The sequence below is a fragment of the Shewanella septentrionalis genome (genome assembly GCF_025370265.1).
Lineage (GTDB): Bacteria > Pseudomonadota > Gammaproteobacteria > Enterobacterales > Shewanellaceae > Shewanella > Shewanella hafniensis.
This window is the reverse complement of sequence record NZ_JAMTCC010000068.1, coordinates 1-10825: the sequence shown is the minus strand read 5'-3', so window position 1 is coordinate 10825 and position 10825 is coordinate 1. Positions and strand designations below refer to the sequence as shown.

At 41.3% G+C, this 10825-nt stretch carries 6 protein-coding genes; 3 read left to right on the top strand and 3 right to left on the bottom strand.

Annotated features, from left to right (window positions below):
- Both NE536_RS21785 and NE536_RS21780 read left to right on the top strand, forming a co-directional pair.
- Positions 1-831: tyrosine-type recombinase/integrase (locus tag NE536_RS21785; protein ID WP_261273995.1), on the top strand; the 831-nt coding region annotated here is incomplete at its 5' end.
- Entirely contained in the window at positions 828-2192 is a 1365-nt protein-coding gene (locus tag NE536_RS21780; protein WP_261273994.1) for a site-specific integrase, read from the top strand. The genes NE536_RS21785 and NE536_RS21780, both read left to right, overlap by 4 nt.
- 239 nt (positions 2193-2431) lie before the next feature.
- On the opposite strand, the gene NE536_RS21775 is transcribed toward NE536_RS21780, so the two are convergent.
- The gene (locus NE536_RS21775) at positions 2432-3613 is read right to left on the bottom strand and encodes a restriction endonuclease subunit S (protein ID WP_261273993.1); all 1182 of its coding nucleotides are present in this window, start codon (positions 3611-3613) and stop codon (positions 2432-2434) included.
- A gap of 11 nt (positions 3614-3624) precedes the next feature.
- On the bottom strand, positions 3625-5643 hold the full coding sequence (locus NE536_RS21770; protein WP_261273992.1) for an HsdM family class I SAM-dependent methyltransferase: 2019 nt from the start codon (positions 5641-5643) through the stop codon (positions 3625-3627).
- A 1124-nt stretch (positions 5644-6767) separates the two neighbouring features.
- Here NE536_RS21770 and NE536_RS21765 point away from each other — a divergent pair.
- A complete protein-coding gene (locus NE536_RS21765; RefSeq protein ID WP_115407299.1) occupies positions 6768-7136 on the top strand; it encodes a hypothetical protein in 369 nt (122 codons plus the stop codon).
- Positions 7137-7186: 50 nt separating this feature from the next.
- On the opposite strand, the gene traI is transcribed toward NE536_RS21765, so the two are convergent.
- The coding region (gene traI / locus NE536_RS21760) for a conjugative transfer relaxase/helicase TraI (protein ID WP_261273991.1) at positions 7187-10825 on the bottom strand (3639 nt) is incomplete at its 5' end.

Below are 10825 nucleotides of genomic sequence, written 5' to 3'. Positions count from 1 at the left end.
TTTTTTCCAAGATATGCCCGTCATTGGAAGCCCTCAACATTACTCAATAGCCAGCGTGGTTTTACGCGGCATATCGCCCCTGTGTTGGGTGATGTTCCGCTTGCAGCGTTGACACGACAACACATAGAGCAGTGGTTTGATGGTATGCATGCCTCGAAAGGCATGGCTAATCGCTTGTTGCCGTTGTTGTCGGTAATGATGCAGCAAGCCGAAGTGTATGAGTATCGTCCAGCGCAAAGTAACCCTTGCAAAGGCTTTAAGCGGTATAAATCTACGCACAGTGAGCGTTATTTATCTGAGGAAGAACTCAAGCGGCTATGGTTGGCTTTAGATAACCACGAAAAAGCGTCACCCGTTGCGGTGATGGTTTTACGGTTATTAATCTTAACGGGTTGTCGCTGTAACGAAGTGTGCTCCGTCAAATGGGCTGATTATCGGCAAGGGCATTGGTATTTGCCCGACAGTAAAACAGGCGCTAAAACGGTGTTTCTATCTTCCTTTGCGCGGGAGTTGCTGAGTGATTGGCCACAAGTCAGCGAGCATCTATTTTGGCATCAATCACCTTCACAGCCGTTTACCCCTGCTTGTTTAGACCGATTTTGGCGGCCATTTCGCGAGACAATTCATCTTAATGATGTTCGCATCCATGACTTACGCCACACCTACGCCAGTATCGCAGTAAAGCACAATATCAACATCCTCACGATTGGCCGCTTATTAGGGCACGCCTTACCTGAAACAACCTTAAAGTACACACACCTTGCTAAACGTGATGTTCAACAGGCGGCAAATGTCGTTTCTCAACTCATTGCAGGGGAGATGCAACGATGAAAACAGTGAAATTAACACAAGTGTTTATTCGGTCATTAGCCCGTCAAACACGCGCCTACACCATTCAAGACAGTCTCTGTCATGGCCTTGGCGTTAAAGTGATGCCCGATAAACCGATGCAGTACGTTATTAGCCGCCTTATTGATAATCGGACACGCACACGGATTCTTGCGCCTGTTAGTGCGCTAACGGTTAAAGCGGCACGGGAGAAAGCAACAGGACAACTTCAAGCATGGCGAGAGGAGCACACTCAGCCGAGCATGAGTGCTTCGCCTCGTTTTGATGTGTTTGTTGAACAAACATGGAAGCCGATGATTTTTGAACACTGGAAACCCAGTACAAAACGGTCAGTCTTGCCCGCGCTGAATAGACGCTTGTTAGCTCATTTTGGTCGTTACCCGTTGCACATGATTAACCATAGGATGGTACAAGCATGGTTTGATGAGATTAGTAAAACGCGCAAAGGTGCCGCTAACCGTAACCTTGATACATTGCAATCCGTCTTCAAGTTAGCATTGAGGCAGGGGCATTGCCTGACGAACCCCTGCATTGGTATTCGGCAAAACAAAAGGCGGGTATTAAATCGCTTTTTGAGTGTTGCTGAAATGCAGCGTTTATCTGTGGCGCTTGATGAATATGAAAAGGTCGGCGGCAGTATTGCTCAATGTGCTGATGTTTTGCGGCTTTTACTGCTAACAGGTTGCCGATTATCGGAAATCACTTTTTTAAAAGGGGAGTACGTTCGCGGCAATGAATTGCATTTACCCGACAGTAAAACGGGGGCAAAAGTGCTTTATATCGGTCAAGCCGCAGTTGACATATTAAGTCGCTATCACTGTAAGGCCAATACAGAACTTTTTCCGATGAAACAGGGCGCTTCCACTTCATTGGTACAGTCGCTATGGCTAAGGTTGCGAAAACAGATAGGGATTGAAGATGTAAGATTGCACGATTTACGGCATACCTTTGCAAGCTATGCAGTCATGGACGGATGCAGTATTCCGATGGTGGCCTCTTTACTGGGGCATAAAAAAGTCACAATGACGTTACGATATACCCATGTTGGGGATGATAGCGTAGAGCATGCCGCTGAGGTTATTGGGGCTGTCTTCAAAGGCATTTTCACTCAGTCAGAGCCACTCAAGCCCTATATACCGCAAACTAATGAGGCTCCCACGCCAGCCGTAAAAGTAAAGCAAAAGCGTCTGCCAGAAAGAAAACCAACAGCGAAGCCAAAGCCCAAAGCTGTGAAAAAAGTGAAGCAGGTTAAACCATTACAGACACCACCCTCTTTAACTAAAGAGGAGCTTCGCGCGATACAACGATTTAGGGATCGTGAACTATTTCATTCGAAGAGATAGACTGAAAATTATGCTATTAGTTTGACCTATAAGCGATTTACGAGGTTGCTGTACTTTTTAGATAAGAAAATCTCGAAGTGTGGGAGCAATATCTGAAGTATTGAATTATTAGCAAAAATGAGTATATCTGGAAAAGTGCCCCTAAGAAGGGGCGTTTGGATTTATGGATGGCTTTTGTGATATTTGTTGTAATCTTTTGATTTAGTTGTCTTTTCCTGTTGAAAGCATTTTGACTATATTTAATGCACTTTTGATAATTCAGCAGTAAGCTTTATTTCTCTATCGGCGAATAAAACCACATCTTTAATGACCAATTTTTTCATAAGTGATACATAATTCGTCATTAACTCGTAAGCTATTTCTTGAGAATTGTTCTTAATGGTTACTGGCAGATTTATTATTAACTCATCTGCATCTGATGCGTAAAAGTTTCTTGAATAATCGAATTGACCTGCGCAAGCTGACTTGTGGATAGCAGAAGTTATGTACAAAACTACTTCTTCAGGTAAATGCTTTGTATTTACGACGGCAACATGATCATCTGCCCCATATGAATATCCACGATACTTAGCCGAACCAAACATATCTATTGTTATAGTATTACTTTGAAAAACAGTTACATCATTGCTTATCCATGCAGAAATACCCATATTTGCCTCTCCTGCGGTGACGAAGGGGAGAACTCCTGTTACACGGTCAACCGATTTAAGACGGCGCCCACGCATAGTTGCACCAAACAATTTATCTAAACGATATTTCTTCCATTCAAAACCATATATAGATTCTAAATCATCAATGTTATCTAACAGATGTTGTTCTTCTGATGTTAATTGGTAATTATCAAGTCCTGTCACCTTCAAATATCGCTTGAGCGTGACGACGCGCTCACTCTTGAGTGTAGCGACACGCTCATTCTTGAGCATGGCGACAAAATTCTCTATGTAATCAAATGCAATTTCATCACCATAAACAGGAAGACATATTCTAGTAGAATTCATTGCATCCCTATTAAACTTTGCTCCATAGCTATATTGACCATTTGTAGCTTTTCTACACAATGTTATAATATAACAAGCTATATCCTCATTGAATTTTTTAAATATACTTTTTGGTTTAAAGTTCTGAACATGAGAGTACCCAATAAAATCATTTTTTTGATAAAACATAGTATCTGCTCCAACTGTTGTATCAGAGCATGTTATTGAATTACCGATGTTATTAGGAGGCATTGTTGAATACCCCATTACACCATTATTTTCAGATGAATTTGAAATCAACGGCACAGTTCCACATTCAGCTATAATTAAGTTGTTATTGATTTTATAGCTCTTTGTTGGTTCAATGAGAAACAACTCTTCCAAACAGAATTCACGCCACTCTACACCAAAATTAATTTCTAATTTTGTTAATTTCTCTTGCATAGAGTGGCTATCTACTTTCCCAGCGAACAATCATTTTTTATCAATTGCTCAACTTCCCAAGATAAATAATCAGCTACTGTCTTACGGAAATCATCAAAGGTTGGTTTCGCATCAATAACCTTGTGCTGATCAAAATTCCAATCAGCTCCACTTGCTGTAATAAAATCCTCAACATAAACATTGTCAACATTCCAGTCAGCTTCTAATTGTGCACTCCTGCCAGCTTTATAGAGTTTTATTATGTCACTGTATCGTTTTGTTGGTTCATCAATTTCTTGTAGAGAACGAATAGTTCGCTTATAACCATCATTTCTAAAGTCTATGAACTTAACTGTTTTTCCAAAATCATGCGGTAAATGAGCTTCAAAAACATAGATGCTTGTTTGCACACCAGCCATGGGCTGAAATAAATCAACTGGCATTTTGATACTGGCTAGAAGCGTATGTTTTTTTAACAAGGATTTATTTGTTGTTACCGCTTTCCCTGAGCCTGCCGAATCTTGAATTATGATTGAGCCCAGCCCGCCCCTTTCCATTTGGTCTAATCCAAATGAAATAAAAGGCATGCCATTCTCTTTAAAGCTAAATGGTGGGTTGAGTAGGATTTTATCGGCTTTAAAGTCGCGATAAATTTTTTCAGGTCGATTAAAAGCATTGCCTTTTTCAATCTTGGCACTACCATCACCTCGTAAAATCATATTCGTTGCAGCTAAAGTAAACATTTCAGCGTTTAATTCAACGCCAAGCAACTGCTCTTTTTTTATTTTTTCAATTTTATTGATTGCTGCTGTTGTTTGCTTACCATTTGTGGATATGGCATCTTGGATCATCAATTCCATTGCTGAAATCAAGAATCCTGCGGAACCAGTTGCTAAGTCCATTACCTTACTGTTTTGATTAACATTTAGTATGGTCGCCATCATTTTTGTAATGTATGGAGGAGTTAAAACAATTCCGATCTCTTTTCCATCACCCAGAGCATATTTTAGAAACTCTGAATACATCTCGCCCATAATATCGAGATGTCCAGCCATGGCATCGATAGATAAGAAAATATTATGATAGATAAAGGTGAAAATTTGTTTGTTTGTACTATGATGTTGCTGCAATAGTTTAGAAACTTCTTTATCCACCTCTATCTTTTCATCCCGCTGCTTATCTTTAGATATCTCACTAAAGCTTGACAACATCAACGATTGTTTATCCGCTGGAATGTTTCTTGCTTCTAAAAATTCCGAGATTTGATTATCAATCAAAACCCCATCCCTGCGGGTTTCTGACTGAATCCCTTTTAGATCGTCTGGTGTCAAACCGTCTTGAATTTTTTTCCCATTTTTAATCACATCTTGCATCGATAATAGCATACCTGATACGTACAAAACCCGTTGTGGTGCTGTGATATTATGGTTGTGCATGAGCCTGTTTAAACTTTTGGCATACTTCTGCAATGCCGCTTGAGACGTAATTAAAATCTCGTGTTTTTCATCTTCTGTTAAAACCGCATCAGCATATAGTGCGTCGAAGGTTTGTTCATTTTCAAGAAAATCAAGTGTCTTTACTTCGCTTAATAACTTGAATGAGGTTTCACCTGAACCATACACGTAGTAAACGTTTAGCTCTAGATTATCCTCTGAATCACCAGCAATCCCTACCGCTATTGCTTCACTATATTTCCCTGACGCAATAATACCTGTTGCATAGTACAATGCGCCATTAACTGCAAAATCTGAAATCGCTTTCCCGTCAAATTTAACCCCGTCTTTAACTTCACTAATCAGTTTGTTACGGCCTAGTTTATTTTCAATCAACACAGGGATTTTATATTTATCAACACTGAAATCTGGCTTACCAAAATTTGTTTTCTTCGCTGTTTTCGCTCTACCTTTTAATGCTTCTTTTAAATAGTCAGGGATAGCTGATTCTGTATAAAAATCCACCTGATTCTCAAGATGTAAGGATTTAAACTGAGACTTAACCCAATCATTTATATGCTCTTCTAGCTTAAAAATAGCTTTTGATTTGCGTACCATTATTTCTGCCGGATAAAAAATTTCGGCAATAATAGCTTAGATAGCTCATATCGCACACCTCATTTCTATGATGCAGAGAGCAATAAAAAGGGGATCAATCTACTACTAGTCTAATCGTCTGAAAATGCCTCTTTAGCATTCATTTGCCTGAGGTTTGGTTGCGTAAAACTACTTTTTTGCATAACTAGCATCCTTTTGGCTGGCTTTAAGCTATTGATATTTAATGTTTTAAAGTGGTGGCATCCTGTAAGTAATTAACGAGAAAGTGCCACCGTGACCCACCCTGTATCATCCACACTTCACGCCGCTAAAAAATCCAGTATTTTTTGAGGAAAAATTGCCACCTTAAGAGAAGTTTTGCCTGTAAATTCGGTTGCGGGAAACTACTTTTTCGCACAACTTTTATTATTTATGCATGTTATATGTGTTTGATGTAATTGGTTTAGTTTTAAATATATACCTGTAAAAAATTAATGCAAAAATGCCACCTTAACTCGTTTTGCATTGTCCACACTTCACGCCACTCAAAGATCTTACGTTTTTGCAGAAAATGACACAAAAATGCCACCTTAAAGAGGTTTTTTGCCCGAAAATTGGTTGCGTGGGACCACTTTTTTACACAACCCCAGCCCCTTCAAAGGGTTCTAAGTTGCTGATATACTTACCCTGAGCGGAAATAACTGAACACGTAAAATTAATGCGAAAATGCCACCTTGGTACGTCCTATATTCTCCACACCCCACGCAAGAATTGATAAATCAATTCTCATGGTTGTTTGTGGTGTAAGTGATTGAATTTAAAGTGCGTAATTTAAGTTTTAAATAAAAATTATTTTTTAAAAATTCGTTTGAAATTTACCATAAAGTGTATTTCTCGCGTATCGCTTGTCAGGTGCATGTGTATTAGAACCCTATTCACGTTGGGTTGTAGAGGTGTGTATTTCACTTGTATTGCAAATTGGCGGGTTTTATAAGTCACTGTTTTAAAATTAATTATTGTTTTGGTGTATTACTCGTGAAATACTTGGAAATAGAGCGCAATACATGTGAGCTACACTCTTTATTGTGAAGAATCATTGTGTATTGCCGTTGTATCGTAGTTTTTTTCCTATTGAGGTATGAATAATGGCTAGAAATAAAGTGATCCAAGTAGCGTGTCCTCCTGATCTATATTCAAAAGTCCAAGATTACAAAGGGGCTAAAAATCTGGCGAGTGATGCTGATGCAATGAGGGAGTTAACCTTGTTTGCTCTGCGGGTCATTGAGCATTCAAGTGACGAAGATGAGGGGATTTCAACAAGGGAATTGCTCGAAGTTCTTCTTGGTAATGTGATAAAAATCCATCATCAAACCTCTATCAACTACTATCAAAATTTCAACGAAGAACAATACAATAATAATATGAAAGAGCCTGATGTTGTTCCCTCATATAAAAGGTTAATGGCTAAGGCTGAGGAAAGAACACAACAAATATTGGAGGGTGATAAAAATTAGAAATATATCGTGCGACAATTAAAAAAGGAGGTTAACACCTCCATTTTTATTTACATTGTTTTTTCACCAATATCCAATTTAGGATTGTCGATGTTGGGGGAGTATTCTTTCGTCGTTGAACGGTGGCTATCCATTGCTAAATGTTGATAGTGTTCATCGTGCTTTATTTTATTCGTCGTTACGTTAGTGCTGTCATCTTTCATCGTGATATTTTTTGTGCCTGCAATATCATGACTCAATGATTGAATGGCTTTAGATAGGGTATTGTCTTTTGTTGTTATGTTATAGATCGCTTCGTTGACTAATTGCTTTGTCGTTTCGACTTTGTTTAAGCCGTCAGGTATCAGATTGGGTTCAATAATAACCGCATGTATATTCTCCTTGCTGAATTTTTCTGTAAGGTCATTAGCCAGTTTTGCAGTGTCTTGTGAGTTATTAGTATCAAGTACCACTATCACGTTTTCGCGCAATTCATTTGTATTGAATGTTTTGGTGTCATTATTATTGTTTAGCGCAATAATGTCAGCCCCGTTTTTATTATCAGCATTTATCTTAAGCGCGTTCTCTACACCGACAGCGACAATGCTATAGTCTGAATTATTGCCTTTGTTGATCGTCGTGCTGTTCCCCGATTTAGAGCCGAGTATGCGCTTGTTTATTTTAAGCGCTGCAATGTCACCGCTGGATTTATCAAGGTAAGTAATTTCTACTGCCTTGGTCTCATCCTTATCATTGGTGATGTTCGCAATTAATGCGGGGAAGGTCCCGCGTTTTTCTGACGAATAAACGGCATCGTGAAAACGTAAGTTTTCATGCTGCTTAACGTCGATGCCTTGCTTGTTTAAATACGTCTGTGCGAGTGAGTTTTCGATAGGTTTCGCTTCATTAAAGTATTGCTTCGCGCGCGCTTCTAATTGACTTTGCTTAACCGGAATGGCATGTGTTAATTCATCATGCTGTGGGTTTTTTACCAGATTATATTTATCGGGTTCGTTCATCATTTTATCGGCTTTATAAAGTGCATCTTTATAACTGCATTTTTCAGCGACCATAATCAGGTTAATTAAGGTGCCTTTATCGCCGGTTTTCCAGTCTTTAAAATAGCCACGATATTGGCCCGTTGTGGTCAATGTCAGGCTCCCCTCTTTGCCAAATGTCAGGTTATCTTTGTCTGATTTATCGCGGTTCGGCTCACCTAAAAGCTGCGTTGCAAGTGATTCACTGTAGGCTGGAAGCTTGGCATTTAGCTCGGTGGCCATCCGTTTTAGATCCACATATCCATTCACATCGAGGTACTTTGGGTTTTCCTGCGGCAAGGGTTTGTCATTAAATAGCGGGGTATGTTCAGGGTAATAGTTATCTCTTGTCTCAAGTGCAGAGACTTTATTGGGATCGTTATTGACCCATGAGAGCATCATTTTTTGCGGGTTATCGGTGATGATTTTTACGTGCTTACTGGCACGGGTGATATCGATATACGCGCGCCTTACGTTAGTTAATGCACCTTGGCCCTTAATCGCGGTAATGACATTCTCATAGGTTGCCCCTTGCGCCATATCGGCGGTGCGGGTGTATGCGTAATCCCAATGAGCATCTTTCAAATCTTTGGTTGAGAGCGTTAATGTGTGGTTATCCGTGGATTTGAGCTGCATTTGTTTATCGTCAATGCTGCTAACGGTATAGGTTTTGTTGCCCTGCATTTCACGGTCAATATCGCTTTTGCGGAGCATGATACTGTCGCCTTCTGCGAGAGGTTGCTCACTCTTAGCCCAAAGGTTCGTGAATTTGTGACCATGATTTTTGGGGAAGAAATGCTTTTCCTCGCCGGTTTTCATATCCGCGAGGGTGAGCATGTTATTGAGCTTATCAACCTTCATAATTTCAAAATAACTGTCTTTACCGGTCGTCAGGATTAACCCCTGCTGATAGGGCAACATGGTCGCCAGTTCCGCCTTGCTGGCATGAACTCCGCGTAATCGCGGCACGGTGAATTGCTCGGTACTGAGGCTTTTTTGTTGCTGTAACCCTTGGCGAATTTCGTGGGTAATGTCGTCGCGTTCTTTGTTGGTGTACGCAATGATAAGGGTATTTTCACGCGCTTTAGGTGTTCTGGCCAAGTATTCCAGTGCCACAGTGGCGGGCAGGGCTTCGGTCGCAAGTTGCTGGTTTTTCTTTGGGTTATCAGTTAGCGGCTGCAAAGTTGAAATGATATTCAAGCTTTGATTGATGTTAGCGGTAGCCTGCTTTTCGGGCGTTACCGCGTCGTTCGCGGTGGGCGCGGTGTATTGGTCAAAGGGTAATTGTTGCTGAATTTTATCAATAGCGCTTTCGCCTTGGCGATCGACAATATTGTGTACTGCACTCAGTAGCGTGCTGTTCTGTTGGCGCACAATGTCTTTCATGGTGACGCTATTGATTGCGCCTTTGTTTAACGCGAGTTCAAAAGGTTTACCCGCTTCTTGGGACGTTAACTGTTTAGTGTCACCCAAGAACACGGCGCGCGCGCCTGTTGTCTCAATCAAATGGGTAAATTTATCCATTTGGGCGTTACTGGTCATCGAGGATTCATCGAGCAAGAACACGGTGTTGGCGTATTGGTCCGGTTTCGCATCTTGGCTTAAAAAGTTGCTTAGGAGTGATTGCACCGTTTGGCTTTCGACGTTCTTGTCTTTGAGTTCGTTAACGGCGGCGTGTGTCGGCGCTAGACCTATGAATTGTGTCGGTGTCTTATCGGGTTGTGTGTTGAGAATGGATTCGCTTTGTTTAACGAGATCGATACCCGTTTCAAGCATGGTCGATTTACCCGTACCCGCTAACCCTTGAACACCTACAAATCGGTCTTTGGTGGTGGTGATAAGCAAGGTCGCGTCTTTTTGGCCATCGGTCAGGCTTTGATTTTGACTGAGTACCTGCGTGGCGTGTTCAACGCTGGTAAGGGGCGCAAGTTGGTCTTTGCCCGCTTGCAGTCTGTCTAAAATACGCACTTCGGTATCGATAGCGGCTTGGGTTGTCCAGCGGGTGCCGTCGTGGTATTCGGCGCTCAGGAGTGAGGGCGCGCCTTTATCCGTGCTGTTCGTGGCCATGTGTTGCAGGGTGTTGATGATTTCATGTTGGGTAATGCTGGTGCCTTTTTCCTCAAATGCGTACTTGATCGCATTAACAATCAGCTCTTTTTGTGAGTAACCGGCTTCTTTCTCGCTAATGTGCTGGATGGCAAAGTCCACGGCATTGTGAATAAGCCCTTTGTCTTGATGCTGGGCACCAATGGCATTCAGTGCTGCGGTCACATCTTGGGTGAGCAGGGCAGTGGTTTGGCTATTCACGAACTTTTCTGGCATGTCAGCGGCTTGCATGATGCGCGAAATACTGGATGGTTTCACCTCACTTTTTTCTAATCGGTCATCAAATTGTTGTGCCTTGTCGGTGAATATATCAATGTGTTTGATTCCTTGTGTCAGGGTGTCATGTAACCACTCTTTTGAGGCGCTATAGGCTTTAATGTTGACGATGTGGTGACTTGCATTAGGGCTGGCATTGCTTGGCGTGGTGGCGTAACCATGATTGAGCGGCGCATGGTGCAATGCACTGGCTTTAACGCTGTGCTGTTTGCCGCTTTCGTCTTTGAGCGTGACCCATTCTTTGGACAGGGCGTTGATCGTATAAATTTGTTTGCTCAAACCACTGTCTTG

Excerpts from the sequence above, each read along its gene's own strand:
- NE536_RS21780 (WP_261273994.1), top strand. The coding sequence starts at position 828 with ATGAAAACAGTGAAATTAACACAAGTGTTTATTCGGTCATTAGCCCGT.
- NE536_RS21775 (WP_261273993.1), bottom strand. The coding sequence starts at position 3,613 with ATGCAAGAGAAATTAACAAAATTAGAAATTAATTTTGGTGTAGAGTGG.
- NE536_RS21770 (WP_261273992.1), bottom strand. The coding sequence starts at position 5,643 with ATGGTACGCAAATCAAAAGCTATTTTTAAGCTAGAAGAGCATATAAAT.
- NE536_RS21765 (WP_115407299.1), top strand. The coding sequence starts at position 6,768 with ATGGCTAGAAATAAAGTGATCCAAGTAGCGTGTCCTCCTGATCTATAT.